Source organism: Sinorhizobium sp. Y406 (genome assembly GCF_058732025.1).
In genome coordinates this window covers 568,078-588,148 of sequence record NZ_CM178974.1, presented here as the reverse complement: position 1 = coordinate 588,148, position 20,071 = coordinate 568,078, and the positions used below count along the sequence as shown (strand labels likewise).

General features: G+C 63.1%; 16 protein-coding genes and 2 pseudogenes. 9 read left to right on the top strand and 9 right to left on the bottom strand.

Annotated elements, in window-relative coordinates:
* Nucleotides 1-5 precede the first annotated feature (5 nt).
* On the bottom strand, nt 6-776 hold the full coding sequence (locus tag AC4P1R_RS02810; protein ID WP_069460452.1) for a L,D-transpeptidase family protein: 771 nt from the start codon (nt 774-776) through the stop codon (nt 6-8).
* 554 nt (nt 777-1,330) lie between these two features.
* Between AC4P1R_RS02810 and AC4P1R_RS02805 the strand changes: the two genes are divergently transcribed.
* A complete protein-coding gene (locus AC4P1R_RS02805) occupies nt 1,331-1,990 on the top strand; it encodes a glutathione S-transferase family protein (protein ID WP_151610938.1) in 660 nt (219 codons plus the stop codon).
* Here the strand turns inward: AC4P1R_RS02805 and AC4P1R_RS02800 are convergent.
* The 3 genes from AC4P1R_RS02800 to AC4P1R_RS02790 form a co-directional block, all read right to left on the bottom strand.
* Nucleotides 1,956-2,885, bottom strand: a complete 930-nt coding sequence (locus tag AC4P1R_RS02800) for a LysR substrate-binding domain-containing protein (RefSeq protein WP_151610937.1) — start codon at nt 2,883-2,885, stop codon at nt 1,956-1,958. The genes AC4P1R_RS02805 and AC4P1R_RS02800 overlap by 35 nt on opposite strands.
* Nucleotides 2,886-3,366: 481 nt before the next feature.
* Complete coding sequence (locus AC4P1R_RS02795) at nt 3,367-3,987, bottom strand: glutathione S-transferase family protein (protein ID WP_151611933.1); 621 nt, start codon at nt 3,985-3,987, stop codon at nt 3,367-3,369.
* A gap of 87 nt (nt 3,988-4,074) precedes the next feature.
* Nucleotides 4,075-5,082 (bottom strand): asparaginase, encoded by a 1,008-nt coding sequence (locus AC4P1R_RS02790; protein WP_151610936.1) that lies wholly within the window; start codon nt 5,080-5,082, stop codon nt 4,075-4,077.
* A gap of 67 nt (nt 5,083-5,149) precedes the next feature.
* Here AC4P1R_RS02790 and AC4P1R_RS02785 point away from each other — a divergent pair, with 67 nt between their 5' ends.
* Complete coding sequence (locus AC4P1R_RS02785) at nt 5,150-5,887, top strand: DUF3750 domain-containing protein (protein ID WP_492177388.1); 738 nt, start codon at nt 5,150-5,152, stop codon at nt 5,885-5,887.
* Nucleotides 5,888-6,292: 405 nt separating this feature from the next.
* On the opposite strand, the gene AC4P1R_RS02780 is transcribed toward AC4P1R_RS02785, so the two are convergent.
* The 3 genes and pseudogenes from AC4P1R_RS02780 to AC4P1R_RS02770 all read right to left on the bottom strand — a co-directional run bounded on the left by AC4P1R_RS02780 (nt 6,293) and on the right by AC4P1R_RS02770 (nt 9,880).
* The gene (locus tag AC4P1R_RS02780) at nt 6,293-7,303 is read right to left on the bottom strand and encodes an NAD(P)H-quinone oxidoreductase (protein ID WP_192803737.1); all 1,011 of its coding nucleotides are present in this window, start codon (nt 7,301-7,303) and stop codon (nt 6,293-6,295) included.
* 79 nt (nt 7,304-7,382) lie between these two features.
* A pseudogene (locus AC4P1R_RS02775) lies at nt 7,383-9,177 on the bottom strand (GGDEF domain-containing protein).
* Nucleotides 9,178-9,328: 151 nt separating this feature from the next.
* Complete coding sequence (locus AC4P1R_RS02770) at nt 9,329-9,880, bottom strand: HdeD family acid-resistance protein (RefSeq protein ID WP_151610934.1); 552 nt, start codon at nt 9,878-9,880, stop codon at nt 9,329-9,331.
* 149 nt (nt 9,881-10,029) lie between these two features.
* Between AC4P1R_RS02770 and betI the strand changes: the two genes are divergently transcribed.
* The 3 genes from betI (at nt 10,030) to betA (ending at nt 13,948) form a co-directional block, all read left to right on the top strand.
* Nucleotides 10,030-10,617, top strand: a complete 588-nt coding sequence (gene betI, locus AC4P1R_RS02765; protein WP_069460445.1) for a transcriptional regulator BetI — start codon at nt 10,030-10,032, stop codon at nt 10,615-10,617.
* Nucleotides 10,618-10,697: 80 nt separating this feature from the next.
* Complete coding sequence (gene betB, locus AC4P1R_RS02760) at nt 10,698-12,161, top strand: betaine-aldehyde dehydrogenase (RefSeq protein ID WP_151610933.1); 1,464 nt, start codon at nt 10,698-10,700, stop codon at nt 12,159-12,161.
* Between the two features lie 137 nt (nt 12,162-12,298).
* Nucleotides 12,299-13,948 carry a choline dehydrogenase gene (betA, locus tag AC4P1R_RS02755; RefSeq protein ID WP_069460443.1) on the top strand — a complete coding sequence of 550 codons (1,650 nt, stop codon included), beginning with the start codon at nt 12,299-12,301 and terminating at the stop codon, nt 13,946-13,948.
* Nucleotides 13,949-13,950: 2 nt separating this feature from the next.
* Here betA and AC4P1R_RS02750 read toward each other — a convergent pair whose 3' ends face one another.
* Both AC4P1R_RS02750 and AC4P1R_RS02745 read right to left on the bottom strand, forming a co-directional pair.
* On the bottom strand, nt 13,951-14,436 hold the full coding sequence (locus tag AC4P1R_RS02750) for a DUF6644 family protein (RefSeq protein WP_492177387.1): 486 nt from the start codon (nt 14,434-14,436) through the stop codon (nt 13,951-13,953).
* Entirely contained in the window at nt 14,436-14,813 is a 378-nt protein-coding gene (locus tag AC4P1R_RS02745; protein WP_151610932.1) for a DUF6152 family protein, read from the bottom strand. Before AC4P1R_RS02745 ends, AC4P1R_RS02750 begins: the two co-directional genes overlap by 1 nt.
* Nucleotides 14,814-15,041: 228 nt before the next feature.
* Here AC4P1R_RS02745 and AC4P1R_RS02740 point away from each other — a divergent pair.
* The 4 genes and pseudogenes from AC4P1R_RS02740 to cysN all read left to right on the top strand — a co-directional run.
* A pseudogene (locus AC4P1R_RS02740) lies at nt 15,042-16,326 on the top strand (chloride channel protein); the annotation flags it as partial.
* Nucleotides 16,327-16,477: 151 nt separating this feature from the next.
* Nucleotides 16,478-17,233, top strand: coding sequence for a phosphoadenylyl-sulfate reductase (locus AC4P1R_RS02735; RefSeq protein ID WP_106407924.1), 756 nt, complete (start codon nt 16,478-16,480; stop codon nt 17,231-17,233).
* A 49-nt stretch (nt 17,234-17,282) separates the two neighbouring features.
* The gene (gene cysD / locus AC4P1R_RS02730; RefSeq protein WP_069460439.1) at nt 17,283-18,236 is read left to right on the top strand and encodes a sulfate adenylyltransferase subunit CysD; all 954 of its coding nucleotides are present in this window, start codon (nt 17,283-17,285) and stop codon (nt 18,234-18,236) included.
* The gene (cysN, locus tag AC4P1R_RS02725; RefSeq protein WP_151610931.1) at nt 18,236-19,732 is read left to right on the top strand and encodes a sulfate adenylyltransferase subunit CysN; all 1,497 of its coding nucleotides are present in this window, start codon (nt 18,236-18,238) and stop codon (nt 19,730-19,732) included. The genes cysD and cysN overlap by 1 nt, the downstream gene beginning before the upstream one ends.
* Nucleotides 19,733-20,071 lie beyond the last annotated feature (339 nt).

The following is a 20,071-nucleotide window of genomic DNA, read 5'->3' as shown; positions in this document are numbered from 1 at the left end:
GCCTATCAGACGACGAGGATCGGCGCCTTTCCGCGCACCCGGTCATAAAGATCGATGACGTCCTGATTGAGCATGCGCACGCAACCGGACGAAACGGCCTTGCCGATCGATTGCCATTCCGGCGTGCCGTGCACCCGGTAAAGCGTGTCCTGGCCGTTCTGGAAAATGTAGAGCGCGCGTGACCCGAGCGGGTTGTCGAGCCCTCCCGGCATGCCGCCTTTGTCGGCGGAATATTTTGCGAGCACCGGCTGGCGGGCGATCATCGATTCCGGCGGCGTCCATTTCGGCCACCTCTGTTTCCACTGGATCACACCGCGCCCAGACCAGGCGAAACCCTCGCGGCCGAGACCGACCCCATAGCGCGTGGCACGGCCGCCCGGCTGGACGTGGTAGAGATAGCGATCGGCCGTGTCGACGACGATCGTGCCCGGGGCTTCGCCGAAGGGATCATTGACCTCCTGACGATAGAAACGCGGGTCGATCTGGCGATAGGGCACGGCTGGAAGCAGAAAGCCGCCATCCTCCTTTGCCGCGTAGACATCCGCATAATAGGCATCCTGCGGCGGAAGGCCGGTGGGCACCGGCCCCTCGATAATCGCGGCCCCCGGTTCGATCCAGTGCTCCTCAAGCGCAGGATTGCGGAAGACCGGCATCGTTTGCTGGCGGAAACGGTCGGTATTCATGGAGGACGTGCAGCCTGCAAGCCCGACGGAGGCGATTGCGAGCCCGGAGCCGCGCAGAAAACGGCGGCGAGAGAACAAAGGTAGCGATGACATCGAACTCTATCGGTTTAAGTGCAGCGTAATGAAGGAGCGGCACAATGGTGATTCGCGTTGTCCCGCTCCTTGCTACCAGATCACGATGGCCTTGCGTCGAACAATTCCAACTCCGCTCAAATCGCGGGGCGGAGGGCGGAGCGTGCTGGAAATTCGATTTCACTCCGAACTTGTATTTACGGCCGCTGCTCGCCTGTGTCAGCCCAACTTGCGATCACGATCACGGCATCGTCCGCCAGTGCCGTGCGTCTTTTCAGACGCGAAGACATCGCTGTGGCACACTTTGAATTGTTGCATGCCGACAAGCAGCCAATGAGCGGCAGCCGATGAACGTCGGACAGCCGCGGCCGAGCACGGTCTGACGAGAGGAGGTTAGACTTTCCAAATTGAGAGGCTGCGGAGGGCATCCGGATCCGCTCCACATCAAAAGATTTCATGAGCCTATCAACGCCGCCGGCTTTCGTGGTGAGCGGCGACGCCCTATGACAACGGGCGATCGCTGCAGTATGGAGGCGCTCCTGAAGAGGCCGCCGCTCTTTGGAGGAGGATTGGTGATGTTGACGATTTACGGCGTCTATCGCTCGCGCGCATCCCGCAACTACTGGATGGCACGCGAACTTGGCGTTCCCTTCAAGTCCGTAGCGGTGATCCAGGCACGCCGCCTCGCCGATCCCCTGGCTGCCGATGCGCCCCTCAACACCCGGTCATCGAGCTTCCTTGCCGTCAATCCGATGGGGCTCATCCCGGCGATCGACGACGGCGGTTTGATCCTGACCGAGTCCCTTGCCAACAACCTCTATCTCGCCCGCAAATATGGGGGCCCGCTGGCGCCGGTCGATATTGTCGAGGAAGGGTTGATCGGCAACTGGACCATGTGGGCGGCAACGGAAGTCGAGCCGCATGCGGTCAACATTGTGCTCGCCTATGACGACGGCATCGAAGAAACGCCGGAGGGCCGCGAACGCATCGCCGCTTGCGCGCAGTCGCTTGAGAAGGCCTTTGCCGTACTGGAGGCGCATCTGAAGGATCGCGACTACGTGATCGGCGATCGCTTCACCGTTGCCGACCTGAACCTCGCCGAGGTCTTCCGCTATGCCATGAGCCAGACCGCGCTCTTCGATCGGCACCCGCACATCAAGACCTGGCTCGCGCGCTGCCAGTCGCGTCCCGCCTTCAAGGCTATGATGGAGGAACGGCTGAAGGAACCGGCATAGCCGCAAGCTGCCGCATTCCTTCCTCCACTTCTTCGCGCACCCATTGCTTGAAGGCGAGCGCCGCCTTGCTTTCACGTCGCGAGGCGGACGTCACGAAATAATGTCCAAAGCCGGTTTTCGCGCGGACGCCGAAGGGCGCGACAAGGCTGCCCTTCATTACCGCGTAACCGGCCAGTGTTTGCCAGGCGAGCATGACGCCCTGCCCCGCGATAGCGGCATCGAGTGCGAGCGAGGCGTCATTGAAGCTGTGGCGCACGCTGATCTCGGCGCCAGCGAGCCCGGCGGCCTTCAGCCACACATCCCAGGAAAACATCGCATGCTCGTCCACGACCGCAGGGAGTCTCAGGATGTCCGCCGGCTCGCGTAGTTCCGCGGCGAGGGCCGGCGAGCATACGGGAAAGACCTCCTGCTCCAGGAGCAATTCCGAACGCACTCCCGACCAGCGCCCCGCTCCCACGCGAATGCCGAGATCGACGTCGGAGGCGTCAAGGCTGACGAGCCTGGTTGTCGCATCGATCCTCAGCCGGACGTCTGGATGGCGCTCGGCAAAGCCGTTCAATCGGTAGACAAGCCAGCGGGCGGCAAAGATCGGCGCGACAGAAACCGTCAGCACCGAGTCGTCGCGGTGCCGCGTCTCGGCCACCGCCTGCGCAAGCTCCGCGAAGGCCCGCGAAAGGCGCGCCAAAAGCGGCCGGCCCGCGTCGGTGACGGCGAGCCCGCGCGGCGAGCGTTCGAAGAGCCGGCGCCCAAGCTGCGCTTCCGTTTTCACAATCTGCTGGCTGACCGCACCGGGGGTTACGCCCAGTTCGTCGGCAGCGGCCGCAAGCGAGCCCAGCCGGGCAGCAGCCTCGACCGCACGCAATCCGTTCAGATGCACCGTATTGAGCTCTCTCATTTAGTTTTTCTAAACTTGGCCGCCAGGAAACTCAATTGCATTTATATGCAGTTGGACGGATTCTCGTCTTCAACGCGCTTTGCTGCAGGAGACCTGCATCGCGCTTGGACATCAAAGAGGGCAATGCTTGCAGCGTCGAAAGGGGGCCGTCATGATTAAGTTTTTCTCCATGCTGAGACCCAAAGGCGACCCGATCAGCGACCCTTGTCATGAGGCGGTGAATTGGCTGCGCGACCCGCTACAGCATCCAGACCTTATGAGGATGGAGGAACGCGAGCTCGCCGACCTGCCGTTTCCGGGATGGCCCTGGCCGCGCACTTCCGCAGACAATACCTGCGACTGCCGCTGATCGCGCCAGCACGGGTCGTCAAAGGCAAGAGCTTCGCGCGAATGAAGAATACGATTTGGATTCGATTTGTCGCGCTCCTTCGCGATAGATATTGCAGGAGATAGCGCACGACGTTTGGCCCGGCTGCTGAGCTCAGCCTTGAGCCGCCGCCAGCGCCTTGGCGACGGCCGGACGCTCGGCCATTCGGTTGCGGTGCTCGAGAACTCTGGGGAATTGCGCCGGGTCGACCCCATCGGCCTCCAGCCAGCCCGCAATGGTGAAGAGATAAGGGTCGGCAATCGTATAGTTCTCGCCCATGACGAAGGGGCCGGAAAGCATCGAGCTCTCGATCAGAGAAAAGCAATCCGCCATGTTCTTCGGCACCTTCGCCTTCATCGCCTCCTGCGCCGCCGGATCGTCCGCCCAGCGCGCTCCTCGGCGGGCATGGGCATGCGCGACGTGAACCGTCGAGCAGAGATAGCTCAGAAAGGATTGCAGCCGCGCGAATTCGAAAGGATCGTCAAGCGGCGCCAGTTCGGCCTCGGGGAAGCTTTGAGCGATATAGGTAAGGATCGCCGGCGTTTCGGTCAGCGTGCCGCGATCGGTCACCAACGCCGGCACGCGGCCCTTGGGATTGACGGCGAGATATTCTGGCTTGGTCTGCTCGGCCTTCGAAAAGTCGACGCGGTGCGCTTCATAGACGACGCCCACTTCCTCGAGCGCGATATGCGAGGCGAGCGAGCAGGTGGCGGGCGTATAGTAGAGCTTCAGCATCATCGTGCCTCCTCGGAAACTGTCGCAATTCATCTCGAAGGCGGAAAGGCTGTCAAGCCGCGCCGGCCGCGGTCCGCCGATCTTCGCTCATGGGCCGAACGCGTCCCCCACGCGCACACCGCCGACATGGATCCTCTTCCAGTTGCGCAGCGGACGGTTGGCCTGCGCCATCAGCGCCGCATGGATCTCCGGCTCGTCCGCGAAAAAGCGCGCAAGCGTCGCCGCGACCATTGCTTCCGCGGCGCGGGTCGCGCCATCCTCGCATTTGAGCGCGATGCCTATCCCCTTTTCCGGGATCGCGGCGCAGAAGACGCCCTCGGCACCGGTCTTGGCGAAAATCCTGCCCGGCGCCGTTTTCATCATCCGCGTGCAGGCGCGCTTGGTGCCCGCCACATAGAAGGGTTCAGCCATGCAGGCGTCGATCAGGCGCTTTGAAGCGCTCGCCCGCAGGGGCTCGAGGCCGATCCCCGTCGCCATTTTGGCGAAGCCGCCGGCCAACCCCTTGAGCGGCACCGCATAGGTCGGGATCGAGCAGCCGTCTATTCCGCAATTGTCCCGACCGGCAATGGCGCCCGTGAGATCTGCCATCACGCCGCGGATCTCCCGCTGGATCGGATGATCATAGCCGACATAGCCGGCAGGATCCGTGCCGGAATGGCAGCAGGCACAGATGAAGCCCGCATGCTTGCCGGAGCAATTGTTGTAGAGCGCGTTCGGCTTTTCCAACGTGCGCGCCTGTTCGATCAGCGTCGCCTGGTCGTTCGACCAATGCCCGCCGCATTCGAGCGCACCGACGTCGCGGCCGGCGGCCGCCAGCATCTCGGACGCGAGTGCCACGTGCTCCGGCTCGCCCGAATGGGAGGCACAGGCAAGCGCCAACGCTTTGGCGCCGAAGCCGTAGGCGTCCGCCGCACCGCTTTCCACGAGCGGCAGGGCCTGCATCGCCTTGCAGGCCGAGCGCGGAAACACGGGCGCTTCCGTCTCGCCGAGGGCGAAGAGCGTCCTGCCGTCGCCATCGACGGCGATGACGGCACCGCGGTGGCGGCTCTCGACAAGATCTCCACGCGTCACTTCAACCAAAACGGGATTCGACATTTCCTGCCCTCAAAATTCCATCATCGGCGATGCTTCTATCAGCTATTCCATAGCAACAAAGACATCCATGAAAATACTTCGCCGCCTCCTGTTCGCCTTTGCCGTCATCTACCTGCTTCCGGCGCTTTCGTCGGCGGGGCTTTGGTATTTGAAGGAGCGGCCGCAGAGCTGGCGCGACGCGGACTGGTCCTCCGCCGGCGTACTGCCGCCAGCGACGGAGAGCCCGGAGGCGGCGATCTATGTCTTCTCGGCCACGACCGGCGGCATGAAGGGCGCGGTTGCAAGCCATGCGTGGATCGTCACCAAGAACGAGGGGGCGCCGACCTATGATCGTTACGAGAAAGTCGGCTGGGGCAAGCCGATCCGCAAGAATGCCTATCAGGCCGATAGCCGCTGGTATTCGAACGACCCGCGCATCGTCGTAGCCGTTACCGGCGAGGACGCCGAGCGGCTGATACCGAAGGTCGAGCAGGCGATCGCCGCCTATCCCTATTCCGCGCCCGGCGCCTACCGCCTGTGGCCGGGGCCGAACTCCAACACCTTCGTCGCCCATGTCCTGCGCTCGGTGCCCGAACTCGGGGCAGTGCTTCCGCCCGACGCCGTAGGGCGCGATTATCTGCCGGACGGCAAACTCTTCCAGATCGATGCCGACGGCCGCGATCTGCATGCGACGCTCTATGGGCTGGCCGGCATCTCTGCCGGCTGGCGTAGCGGAGTGGAACTGCATTTCATGGGACTGGTGGCCGGCATCGACATTGCAAGGCCGGGAATCAAGGTACCGGCGGTGGGACGCCTGGGAATCTAGCGCATTGGCCCGAAAATCGGTTCTGATTTTCGCTCGCTGCGCAGATTCGCTGGGCAGGTTCAAAGAGTTACAGCCACTTTGAGCGTCTGAAAGACTCGCGGTGCTGCAAGGCGAAGGCCTGGAAAGGAAAAGGGCCGCGCTTGGCGACCCTTCCATGAGCTTTGGCTTCATGATAGGCGGGCCGTGAGGCCCAAAGGAAGGTGGCGTCAGGCCGAGGGTTGCCTCGACTCCTTCACCTCTCCCATGCCCATCACCAAGACCGAAATCTCACTAGACATTGGATCACCTTCCTTTCTGTTGTTGCCGATGAAGCTAAGGTAAGCGGTTTGTGCCCCGATACAAGGGATACTATCGTCTAATGGCCAATCCAGACTGAGGAGCGCGTGGCGGTTTCGCAGCTCGCTTTCAGGCGATCCGCATCACGATCTTGCCGATATGCTCACCTTCCTCCATCAGCCGATGGGCATCGGCGATCTCCTCGAGGGGCATGACGGCGTGAATGACCGGCGCCACCTCGCCCGCCTCCAGAAGCGGCCAGACCTTTTCGGCGAGCCGATCGCGGATCGCCTGTTTCTCCGCCGCGCTGCGGGGCCTCAGGGCCGACCCCATCACGTGCAGCCGCCTGGTCAGGATCGGCGCGATATTGGCGTCTTCGACCCGCGCGCCGCCGAGGAAACCGATGATCGACAGGCGCCCGTCCTGGGCAAGGGTCGTGAGATTGCGTCCGAAATAGCGGCCGCCGACCATGTCGAGGATGACATCGACGCCGCGCCCGCCGGTCTCGTCGAGCACGACCTCCTTGAAATCCTCCTCACGGTAGTTGATCGCCCGCTTCGCCCCGAGCGTTTCGCAAGCCGTGCATTTCGCGGCGCTGCCGGCCGTGGCGAAAACCTCGGCGCCAAAGGCTCTGGCAAGCTGGATCGCGGTGGTGCCAATGCCGCTCGACCCGCCGTGGACGAGGATCGTTTCGCCCCGTTTCAGACCGGCCATGTCGAAGACGTTGGCCCAGACGGTGAAGAAGGTCTCCGGGAGCGCCGCCGCCTTCACAGCGTCGTAGCCCTTCGGAAAGATCAGCGCCTGCGTTGCCGGCACGGCACAATATTCGGCATAGCCGCCGCCATTGGCGAGTGCGCAGACCCTGTCGCCGGCCGAGAAACCCGTGATGCCATCTCCAAGCGCGACCACTTCGCCGGCCACTTCCAGACCGAGAATGGGGCTTGCGCCGGGCGGCGGAGGATAATCGCCCTTGCGCTGCAGAACGTCCGGCCGGTTGACGCCGAAGGCCTCGACGCGGATAAGAATGTCGCCGGGACCGACCTCCGGCAGCCGACCGCGCGCCAGCACCATGTTTTCAGCGCCGCCGGGGCTCCGGAGGTCCACATGGGTCATTTCGTTCGGGAGCATATCGGTCGGCATGGCGGCATCCTCGCAAAGGCAGTCAGCCTATAACTACCGCTCACTCGCCACGCCGGAAAGAGCGTCGTTCATGCATCGGTCATCGATTGTCGAGCAATTCCACGACCAATCCGGATTCGCTCGCCTTGGCGCGCCCCTTGATCTCGGCGATCCTTTTGCTTACCGCTTGGGTATCCGAAAAGATCAAGCTTTCCGGCAGCGCCAGAACCGCGATCGAACAGCGCATTAGCGGAAAGTCCTTGGCACCGCCGTCGCGGCTGTAACCGCTGATGCGACCCGCCTGATGCTCCGGAGAATAGAGCTGCCGGACGTCGGATCGGAAATCATCGAGAAGGCGCGTGAGGACGGCGCGGACTTCCCCTTCGCCAAGACCGCTCACGCCGACGAAGAAGTCGTCGCCGCCGATATGGCCGAGAAACTTCTCCTCACCGATAAAGTGGCGCCGCAAAAGCGCGGCAAACAGCGCGATTGCAAGATCGCCCTTCTGGAAGCCATAGGTATCGTTGAAAGGCTTGAAGTCGTCGAAGTCGCAATAGCAGAAATAGCGCGTCTGGTCGCCGTCGAGAATCGCCTGCTGGACATAGTCGCGTATGGCGCGGTTGCCCGGAAGGCCGGTCAAGGGGTTCTGCTCCTGCGCCATCTTCAACTGCTTCTCGTTGATGATTTTCAGAAGCGACGCAGCCGAAAGAATGCCGGCATAGCGCATGTTCTCTGTCAGGATAACGCAATCGCTGCCATCCATGCCGGCAAAGATCTTCAGCATTTCATCGGCCGGCGTGTCCAGATCGGCGATGGGCGCAGGCGTCACGAAGTGCGAAATGCGGCGCCGATAGATGCGGTTTTTCAGCAGGTCACGGCCGAAGGGGTGATAGATCATCTCCTTCACATGATATTCATGCAGAATGCCGCGCGGCTCCCCATTGGCGATCAACACCGGAAAAAAGGGCTGGCGCGGGTTGAGCCGGAAGTGATCGAACACCGAGTCGAGATCGTCGCTCTCCCGGACCGCCGGCAGTTGCTCCACCTCCTTGCGGATCAGAATGCTGTCGAGAGTCGATGAATGGCTCCGTGCGCCCCCCCAACTCGAGATGCGCATAGACCGGCCGCAACTCATTGAGATGCGTCGTCGGCCGGGCAACGAAATAGCCCTGCACCAGATCGCAGCCGAGATCGCGACACACCAGGAACTCGACTTCCGTTTCCACACCCTCGGCGATCACCCGCGTCCCGAGCACATGCGCCATGTTGACGGCGTGGCGCACAAGGTGGCGCTTGCGAGAATCCCTATCTATGCCGGTAATGAAATGCCGATCGATCTTCACATAATCGACAGGCTGGTCGCAGAGCATTCTCAGCCCGTTGAAGCCGGCACCGAAATCGTCGATCGCCAGCTTGAAGCCGGCAAGCCGCAATTGCCGAACAAACGCCGAAAAATCCGGCACCTTGCCGTTGTCGAACCTCTCCGACAGCTCGAAGCAGAGCGAGGACGGGGCGATGTTGACACGCTTGAGGTGATTGACGAGGCGCTCGACGACATCCCCCTCCCCGCCAACCAGCCTTGAAATCGAAGTTGAGGAACAATGTGCGGGTGGAGAAATCCGGAAGTGTCGCAAAGGCTGCGACGGCACGGCTGTTAATCAGGTGCTCCAGCGCCAGAAGCTGCCCGACCTCTTCCGCCTTGTCGAGCAGTTCGAGCGGCGAAGCATAGCCCAGCCTGTCGAAGCCGCGCATCAACGACTCATAACCGAAGACTGCGCCGTCGTCGTTTCGACGATCGGCTGAAAGGCATTCTCGATGACGAGTTTCGCGAGCGTTATGATCTGGTCGTCGCCGAAGCCACGAAACGGCAGCGTTTCTGCGGGGACGGCGGACATGCCGGGCTCCATTATGGGACGGGTCGGACCGTCCACCAGCATCGACGGCAAGCGTCAACGAAGTCTTTCGCGACTGTGAAGCTTTTGTGAACATTGCAACGTCCGGACGGTGAGCAGGACATCGCCATCCGCCCAACGATTGTATCGCGGGCTAGCTCTTCACAAGGACGCCGAAGGCGATGAGCGCGAGTCCCTGCATGACGAGGTCGATGGACAGCAACAGGCCCAGGATCCAGAGGCTGTCGATCGGCCAACCGGCGGCGATGACGAGACCGGTCACGAGGGTGATCAGGCCGCCGATCAGGACCCAACCCCAGCCAGCAAGGGGGCTGAGCCTATAACCGACCCAGACACGGAAGGCGCCGGCTGCGATCAGCGCGATCGCCAGCAGAAGGGTCAGCACCGAGGAGGCGAGCAGCGGATTGACGAAGGTGAAAAGTCCTGCCGCCGCATAGAAGGCGCCGCTCAGCATCCAGTAGATAAAACCTCCCCAGTCCTTGACGCGGAAGGCCTGGCCGAGATTGAGCAAGCCGCCGATCAGCATGATGACGCCGACATAGTAGACGGAGGCAACCGTCGCCATCAGCAGATTACCGAAGGCAATACCGCCGGCCATGATCAAAAGCACACCGAGCGCGACGAACCACGCCCATTTCCCTGCGACGGTCTCCCCGTCGCCAGCTTCGAACCTGTTGGCAGCCATACTTCAACCTCCAGTCCGGCAATGGTGCGTGCGCTATCCCATGATTGAGCCGGATTTCCGGACAAAAAGAAAGCGGAAAGGGCATGACGATTTTTGTTGATTGACGCGTCAATCAACAATAGACTGATAATCGTCAAAGGAGTCTTAGGATGCCCAAGGTCGGGATGGAGCCGGTGCGCCGCAAGGCGCTGGTCGATGCGGCGCTGCGTGTGATCGGCGGTCAAGGCACACTGGCCGTGACCATGTCCGAGATCGCCCGGACGGCGGGCGTCTCGCCGGCGCTCGCGCATCACTATTTCGGCAGCAAGGAGCAATTGCTGATCGCGACGATCCGCAGCCTGCTCGGTCAATTACGCCGGGACGCCGTCGCGGCACTCAAGGCGGCGCATACACCGCGAGAAAAGGTGAGCGCCCTCATCCGCGTCAGCTTCCGGGCCGATCAATTCGCGCCGGAGACGGTGGCCGCCTGGCTCGCCTTCTATTCCGAGGCGCAGCGCTCCGAAGACGTTCGCCGGCTGCTCGTCGTCTATGCGCGACGGCTGCGCTCCAATCTCCTTGCAAGTTTGAGGGCGCTTTGCCCCGCAGCCGACGCGGAGCGCATTGCCGAAGGGGCGGCAGCCATGATCGACGGGCTTTACATCCGGCAAAGCCTGAAATCGGCGCCGATCAGCATAGAGGCCTCGATCGCGCTGACGGAGGATTACGTGAGCGCGCATTTGCGGCCGAATGGAGGATAAGGGGCCGTTTGCCTCGGTCCTGAACAACAGAGAAGCTGAACGCAAAACCGAATCCAAACGCTGTCCGCGGGGAGAATAAAATGAGAGCACAACCCAAAGCGTCGCACTTCATCGATGGCGAATATGTCGAGGACGCGGCCGGCACGATGATCGAGAGCATCTATCCGGCGACCGGCGAGGTAATTGCGCGGCTGCATGCCGCGACGCCGGCGATCGTCGAGAAGGCAATCGCAGCCGCGAAGCGGGCACAGCCCGGATGGGCGGCGATGAGCCCCACGGCGCGTGGCCGCGTCCTGAAGCGAGCCGCCGAGATCATGCGCGAGCGCAACCGCGAGCTTTCCGAACTCGAGACGCTCGACACCGGCAAGCCGATACAGGAGACGATCGTCGCCGACCCCACGTCCGGCGCGGACAGCCTGGAATTCTTCGGCGGCGTCGCGCCCGCCGCGCTCAACGGCGACTATATCCCCCTCGGCGGCGACTTCGCCTATACCAAGCGGGTGCCGCTCGGCGTCTGCGTCGGCATCGGCGCCTGGAACTACCCGCAGCAGATCGCCTGTTGGAAGGCCGCGCCGGCTCTTGTCGCTGGCAATGCCATGGTGTTCAAACCGTCGGAGAACACACCGCTTGGCGCCCTGAAGATCGCCGAGATCCTGATCGAAGCGGGCCTGCCCAAGGGGCTCTTCAACGTCATCCAGGGCGACCGCTCGACCGGGCCCCTGCTTGTCAATCACCCGGGTATCGCCAAGGTCTCGCTCACCGGTTCGGTGCCGACTGGCAAACGAGTGGCGGGCGCCGCCGCGGCCGAACTCAAGCACGTCACCATGGAACTCGGCGGCAAATCGCCGCTGATCGTCTTCGACGATGCCGACCTCGAAAGCGCCATCGGCGGCGCCATGCTCGGCAACTTCTACTCGACCGGCCAGGTCTGCTCAAACGGAACCCGCGTCTTCGTGCAGAGGAGGATCAAGGACTCCTTCCTGTCGCGGCTGAAGGAACGCACCGAGACGATCGTCATCGGCGACCCGATGGACGAGGCGACGCAGCTCGGGCCGATGGTCTCCAGGGCGCAGCGCGACAAGGTCTTCTCCTATATAGAAAAGGGAAAGGCGGAAGGCGCGCGGCTCCTGACCGGCGGTGGCATTCCGAACCATGTGAGCGGCGAAGGCACCTACATCCAGCCGACAGTCTTTGCCGACGTCTCGGATGAGATGACGATCGCACGCGAAGAGATCTTCGGCCCGGTCATGTGCGTCCTCGATTTCGACGAAGAGGCGGAGGTCGTCGCCCGGGCGAACGCGACCGAATTCGGCCTCTCGGCCGGCGTCTTCACCGCCGACCTCACGCGCGCCCACCGCGTCGTCGACCGGCTTGAGGCCGGCACGCTCTGGATCAACACCTATAATCTCTGCCCGGTCGAGATCCCCTTCGGCGGATCGAAACAATCCGGCTTCGGGCGAGAGAATTCGGTCGCGGCGCTCAACCACTATACCGAGCTCAAGACCGTCTATGTCGGCATGGGACCGGTCGAGGCGCCGTATTGATGTGATTCACCTTCCGCTCGCGGGAGAGGTGACTGGATACGGGCGGGTGCCGGTCATCTTCCGCAGCCGTAGCGCAGCTACGGCGGAGGAAGGGCAGCCGGATGAGGGGCCATCAGGGATACAGGAAGACCACCATTATGCAGGCAGATTTCGTCATCGTCGGTTCCGGTTCGGCAGGCTCGGCGCTCGCCTATCGCCTGTCGGAAGACGGCAAGCATTCGGTTATCGTGCTGGAGTTCGGCGGCACCGACTTCGGTCCGTTCATCCAGATGCCGGCAGCACTTGCCTGGCCGATGAGCATGAACCGCTACAATTGGGGCTATCTTTCTGAGCCGGAGCCGCAGCTGAACAACCGCCGCATCACCGCACCGCGCGGCAAGGTGATCGGCGGCTCCTCCTCGATCAACGGCATGGTCTATGTGCGCGGGCATGCGGAAGACTTCAACCGCTGGGAAGAACTCGGAGCCCAGGGCTGGGCCTATGCGGACGTGCTGCCCTATTTCAAGCGGATGGAGACCTCGCATGGCGGAGAGGAGGGCTGGCGTGGCACCGACGGGCCGCTGCATGTCCAGCGCGGACCGGTCAAGAACCCGCTCTTCCACGCCTTCATCGAAGCCGGAAAGCAGGCCGGGTTCGAACTGACGAAGGATTACAACGGCTCGAAGCAGGAAGGTTTCGGGCTAATGGAACAGACGACGTGGAAAGGCCGGCGCTGGTCGGCGGCGTCCGCCTATCTGAAGCCGGCGCTGAAGCGCCCGAACGTCGAACTCGTTCGCTGCTTCGCCCGCAAGGTCTTAATCGAGAACGGCCGGGCCGCCGGCGTCGAGATCGAGCGCGGCGGCCGTATAGAAGTAGTCAAGGCCAATCGCGAAGTGATCGTCTCCGCCTCGTCCTTCAACTCGCCGAAGCTCTTGATGCTCTCCGGCATCGGCCCGGCCGATCATCTGAAGGAGATGGGCATCGAGGTGAAGCTCGACCGTCCGGGCGTCGGCCAGAACCTCCAGGACCATATGGAGTTCTATTTCCAGCAGATCAGCACCAAGCCGGTGTCGCTTTATTCCTGGCTGCCCTGGTTCTGGCAGGGTGTTGCCGGTGCGCAATGGATGTTCTTCAAGTCCGGCCTCGGCATTTCCAACCAGTTCGAAGCCTGCGCCTTCCTGCGCTCTGCGCCCGGTGTCAAGCAGCCCGATATCCAGTACCACTTCCTGCCGGTGGCGATCAGCTATGACGGCAAGGCAGCGGCGAACTCGCACGGCTTCCAGGTGCATGTCGGCTATAACCTGTCGAAATCGCGCGGCGCCGTGACTCTCCGCTCCTCAGAGCCGAAGGCCGATCCGGTGATCCGCTTCAATTATATGAGCCATCCCGAGGACTGGGAGAAATTCCGCCACTGCGTACGGCTGACGCGCGAAATCTTCGGCCAGAAGGCCTTCGACCTCTATCGCGGGCCAGAAATCCAGCCAGGCGAAAACGTGCAGACGGATGAGGCGATCGACGCCTTTCTGCGCGAGCACCTGGAAAGCGCTTATCACCCCTGCGGCACCTGCAAGATGGGCTCTAAGGACGATCCGATGGCTGTCGTCGATCCGGAGACGCGGGTGATCGGCGTCGACGGCCTGCGTGTCGCCGACTCCTCGATCTTCCCGCATATCACCTATGGCAATCTCAACGGCCCTTCGATCATGACCGGCGAGAAAGCTGCCGACCATATCCTTGGCAAGCAGCCGCTTGCCCGCTCCAACCAGGAGCCCTGGATCAATCCGCGCTGGGCGGTCAGCGACCGGTGATTCTACTCCAAGAGGAACCCGATCCAGCGGCCGGCAACAACCGCCCCGGTCCAGATCGCTAACGAAAGCAAGCCTGAAAGGCGGACCCGCCAGGAAAGCGGTCCGCCATTTACGGCGGCGCGCCATTGCGGCGCGAGGTGCAATAGAGTCGCATTGGCGACGCCGAGAGCGAGCAGCGACATCTTGGTCAGAAACGCTGGATTGCCGGCATATTCAAGCGGATTGACGCTGAAGAGGCAGAAGCCGGTGGCGATCGCCAGCGCGACGCCGACGGCTGCGGCGCGCGACAGGAACGGTCCGATCACTGCGACCGGAACTGCCCGGATTATACCCAAGAGCCTTAGGTCCAGCGGCAGGATCGTGCCGATGATGATCCCGATCGACAGGATATGGGCGGCGTTCACGAAGATGTAGAAAGTTGCGGAGCGCCGGAGCGCGACGGCGACCGGCAGCCCTGCGATCCACTCCAGTGTCGCCACCGCTTCCATCAGTTCGTCTGGATCCGGTCCGGATAGATGTCATAGACCTTTCCGGCGACGGTGATCCGCACGGCTTTCATCCGCTTCTCGTTCGGGTCGAGAGAGCGATTGCCGAGCACCACGATCGGATCGCCGACCTTCGCGACGCCTTCGACGAAACCCGAACGTTGAGTGAGCCGCGGATTGCCGAGTTCCACGCGCCAGACGCCGTCATTTTCCGTCTCCACCCGCAGCGTCGGATGGGGCGGCGCCATGGAGATTTCGCGGATCACGCCGGAAAGCTCGACCTGATCGGCCTCCGCCCAGGACCAGCCGTGATGCGCATAGGCTCCCGAGACGAGGAGCAGGCCGAGCAAGCCGGCTATGGGAATGCGTGTCGACAACATTGTCTTTCCTTCCCTGTCCAGATTGATTTCCTGAACTTGGAGCGCGGCCGAGAGAAGAACAGCAGGTTCACCGATTGTTGAACGCGAGGCGCCCTCCGGCGGCGCGAAAAGGGTGTGGACGTTGCGCCACCTCTCCCCCCAATCGCCTCGCCAGAATGCGGCATCTCGGATTTGTGCTCGGCGAAGATCGCCGCTAAGAAGACGACATGCCTTCCAACTTCGTGAAATGCCAAGGTCCTATGGGGCTCCTACGACGTTTGGCGGCCGAGACTCGTCTTCTGGGCAGGGGCCATCGCGGTCGGGATCATCAGCGTCGTCTTCGCCAATTTCGCCGATTGGGCGCAGCACGCGTTTCACGAACTGACGGAGAGCGGTCGATGGGGCTTCCTGCTGCCGCTTCTGATGACGCCGGCCGCCTTCGTGCTCTCGGCCTGGCTCGCCATCCGCTTCTTTCCGAATGCGCAAGGCAGCGGCATTTCGCAGGCGATCGCCGCGCGCGAACTCCATGGTCCGCAGGACCGTGCGAGGCTCCTGTCGCTGCGGCTTGCCTTCGGAAAAATCCTGCTGACGGTGCTCGGTCTTTTCGGTGGGGCCTCGATCGGGCGCGAAGGGCCGACGGTCCAGGTCGGCGCCTCGATCATGCTCGAGGCCGCCCGCTGGGGCGGCATGGCGCAGGCGCGCGGCCTGATCCTAGCCGGCTCCGCCGCCGGCATCGCGGCCGCCTTCAACACGCCGCTTGCCGGCATTGTCTTCGCCACGCGCCAACGGACTTGCGCTGACGGCCGTCATCCTGTCGGGGCTCGCAGCGCTCGGCCTTTCGGGAAACTACACCTATTTCGGCACCGCCTCGGTGACGGCAAGCGGCGCCCGCGACTTTCTGCTCATCGCCGTCTGTGGCGTCGGCGGCGGCATGCTGGGTGCGGGATTCAGCGTTGCAAGCCTCCGGCTGACGCGGCGCATCCGCCGCTGGGCCCAGCCGGAGCCGCTGAAACGCATGCTGATGCTCGCCGGCGGCTGCGGCCTGGCAACGGCCGTAATCGGCGTCGTTTCGGGCGGCGCCACCTTCGGGACGGGCTACGAGCAGGCCCATGCCGCCGTCGGCGGCGAGCCCCTGCCCTTCTTCTTCTTCATCGGCAAACTGCTTGCAGGCTTCGCGGCGATGAGCTCCGGCATTCTCGGCGGCATTTTCGCACCGTCCCTTGCCATCGGCGCCGGCCTCGGCAGCAGCTTGAGTTCGCTCCTCGGTGCCAGCATCGCGCTCGGTGCCGTGCTCGGTATGGCCGGCTACTTCGCCGGTATCGTCCAGGCACCGATGACGGCCTTCGTCATCGTCATGGAAATGACCGGCCACCACCAGGGCGTCATCCCGCTGATGGCCGCCTCGATGCTCGGCTATGTCACATCGCGGCTGATTTCGCCGGAGCCGCTCTATCACGGCCTTTCGCGGACCTTCGTCGCGCAGAGTATCCTGCTGCGCCGAAGCGGCGCCAAAAGCCAGGCCGCCGCGCAATGACGCGCCAAGCCCGCTCGCCCGACGCCATTTTTCAAGGCTTTCGGCGAAGAGAGAGATATTTGCTCCGATAGCGCGGCATTAGAAACCGCTATTTCTGTCCTTTGTCACGAACGGCTGCGATATTCCGTGCTCAATGGAACAGGATCGAGCCATGACCACGCAATCCCTCGAAACCAAGGCGCAAGCGCTGAACGAAGAGCTGGGAGCCCTGGATCTTGCCGGACGGCTGGCGCTTGTCGCCGGTCTCGACGGCCGTGCCGTTTTCACGACCTCGCTCGGAATCGAGGACCAGGTTATCACCGCGGCCATCGGCACCAACCGCCTCAACATCGATGTCGTCACTCTCGAGACCGGCCGTCTCTTCAACGAAACGGCCGCACTGATCGGCGAGACCGAGGAAACCTACGGCATCGCAATCAGGCGCTTCCACCCGGAAAAGGCCGATATCGATGCCTATGTGGCGCAATACGGCATGAACGGCTTCTACGACAGCGTCGAGGCCCGGCATGCCTGTTGCGGCGTGCGCAAGCTGAGGCCGCTTGCGCGCGCGCTTGAAGGGGCAAACTACTGGATCACGGGACTCCGCCGCGGCCAATCGGGCAACCGCGCCACCACGCCCTTCGCCGAAGCTGACCTCGAGCGGGGGCTGATCAAGGTCAACCCACTTGCCGACTGGGACATCGACGCGATCCACGCCCATGTCGCGGCCGAGGCCATTCCGGTCAATCCGCTGCACAGCCGCGGCTATCCGTCGATCGGCTGCGAGCCCTGCACCCGCGCCATCAAGCCAGGCGAGCCCGAGCGGGCCGGGCGCTGGTGGTGGGAAAACGACGAGAAGCGCGAATGCGGCCTCCACGTTGCGGAAGCCGCTTCGTCCAGCATCCCGAACGCAAGCAGCGCCGCCTGAAGGCCGGGCGCCCGCACCAACGAGACACGTATCCTCCCCGGAGTTCGAAATGCCCCACACCCATCCGGAAACGGAATTGCACAACCCGCAGAGCACCAGGCCGCCGCTCGACCCGCATCTGAAGGCACTGGAAAACGAAGCGATTCACATCTTCCGTGAGGTCGCCGCCGAATTCGAGCGTCCGGTGATGCTCTATTCGATCGGCAAGGATTCCTCCGTTCTGCTGCACCTGGCGCGCAAGGCCTTCTATCCCGGCCGCGTGCCCTTCCCGCTGCTCCATGTCGATACGGGCTGGAAGTTCCGCGAGATGATCGCTTTCCGCGACGAGATAGTGGAGAAGTACGACCTCGACCTCGTCGTCCACACCAATCCGCGCGGTGCCGTCGAGAACGTCACACCGTTTACGCATGGTTCGGCGCTTTATACCGACATCATGAAAACCGAAGCCCTGCGCCAGGCGCTCGACGCCGGCCAGTATGACGCCGCTTTCGGTGGCGCGCGCCGCGACGAGGAAGCAAGCCGCGCCAAGGAGCGCATCTATTCCTTCCGCACGCCGGACCACCGCTGGGATCCGCGCAATCAGCGCCCGGAACTCTGGAATCTCTATAACGGCATGATCCGCCGGGGCGAAAGCGTGCGCGCATTCCCGCTCTCCAACTGGACCGAGGTCGACATCTGGCGCTACATCCAGGCGGAAGAAATCCCGATCGTGCCGCTCTATTTCGCCGAGAAGCGGCCGATCGTCGAGCGCGACGGCATGATGATCCTCGCCGAGGATCCGCGCCTCGAGCTGCTTCCGGGCGAGACCAAGCGCGAAGAGGTCATCCGCTTCCGCACGCTCGGCTGCTTCCCGCTCACGGGCGCGATCCGCTCCAGCGCCACGACGCTCGACGACATCATTTCCGAACTTGAAACCGCGACCGTCTCCGAACGCCAGGGACGTGCGATCGACCGCGACCAGGCCGGCTCGATGGAAAAGAAGAAACGCGAAGGATATTTCTGATGACTGCACCGGCAGTAGCAAACGCAGCCCTGGACGAAATCGCCGTTGCCCTCCCCTCACAGGAACCGGCGCGAGCCACTCGTGATTCCCGGCCGTTGCGCCTCATTACCTGCGGTAGCGTCGACGACGGCAAGTCGACGCTGATCGGCCGCCTGCTTTGGGATACCAAGGCGGTGAAGGAAGACCAGGCGGCAAGCCTGCAGCGCGATTCCAGCGGCAAACAGAACGACCTCGGCCTGCCCGACTTCGCGCTGCTGCTCGATGGGCTGCAGGCTGAACGCGAACAGGGCATCACCATCGACGTCGCCTATCGCTATTTCTCGACCGACAAGCGCTCCTTCATCGTCGCCGATACGCCCGGCCACGAGCAATATACCCGCAATATGGCGACCGGCGCCTCGACCGCCGATCTCGCCGTGCTGCTCGTCGATGCCCGCGTCGGCCTGCTCGAGCAAACCCGCCGGCACGCGACGATCGCAACGCTGATGGGCATCCGTCAGTTCGTGCTCGCCGTCAACAAGATCGACCTGACGAACTACGACCGTTCCCGTTTCGAGCAGATCTCGCATGAGTTCAGGGAACTGGCGCTGTCGCTCGGCGTGCGCCAGGTGACGGCGATCCCGGTTTCGGCGCTGAAGGGCGAGAACGTCGTCTATGACGGCCGCGCCTCAATGCCCTGGTACGAGGGCCCGACGCTGATCGAGGTGCTGGAACTGGCGACGACCCGTTCGGCCCAGACAGTCGGTTTCCGCCTGCCGGTGCAGCGCGTGTCCCGCCCGGGCGAAAGCTTCCGTGGCTATCAGGGCACGGTTGCCGGCGGATCGGTGAAGCCCGGCGATTCCGTCGTAATTCTGCCGTCCGGCATGGTCGCGAACGTGACGAAGATCGTTACCTTCGATCTTGTGCGTAACGCAGCCGTCGCCGGCGACGCGATCACGCTCGTGCTCGACCGGCAGGTGGACGTCTCGCGCGGCGACATGATCGCGGCGATCGATAGCCAGCCGATGACCGGGCTTGCCTTCGACGCCCACATCGTCGCGCTGCAGCCGGAGGGCATCCAGCCGGGCAAGCGCTATTGGCTGAAGTCCGGCAGCCGCCGTCAGCGCGTGCAGGTGCAGCCCATCAGCCAGCTCGAGCTCAAGTCCGGCAAGTGGAACCACGCCGACGAGCTGCCGATGAACGCCATCGGCAAGGTGCATCTGACCTTCGATGAGCAGGCGATCTTCGACACCTACGAGCAGAACCGCACGACCGGTGCCTTCATCCTGATCGACCCGGACACCAACAACACGGTGGCCGGCGGCATGATCAACGCAAGGCGCGCGACGATCGGCGGCATCCATGCCGAGGAGCACCGCGTCATCATGTCGCTCCCGGCCGATCTCGCCGATCAGTTGATGGCGACGGAGATCTTCGCCAGCCGCCGCGAGGACGTCGACATCCGCCGCGTCAACGCCGCCAAGGCAATCGAGGCGATCGACGCCATCGACGAGTAACCGATGTCGCCGTGCACTTTGAATTGCAGCACGTCTTCGTCCTTGTTGCAGTAGCGGCCGCTTCTTCGTTCAAGGCCGGTGGATCGTTCCCATCGGCTGGGCGATCGCAAACCGAGATTTAAGCTTGCCGCCGACTTGTCCTCGTCCAGACCTCTCGACCGGCGAACGGTGTTTAGAGTGGCTCGTCGGAAATGATGATCGATCGTGCTGTTCCGCCGTTTTCGGACGCTTGCGGGACAGCCCGCTTGCGGAAAGTGCACCGGCCTCCCGCTCTCAACACTTCAAAAGCGATCACCTGCCCGATTTACGCGGTTATACGAACCGCACGCCTGGATAATG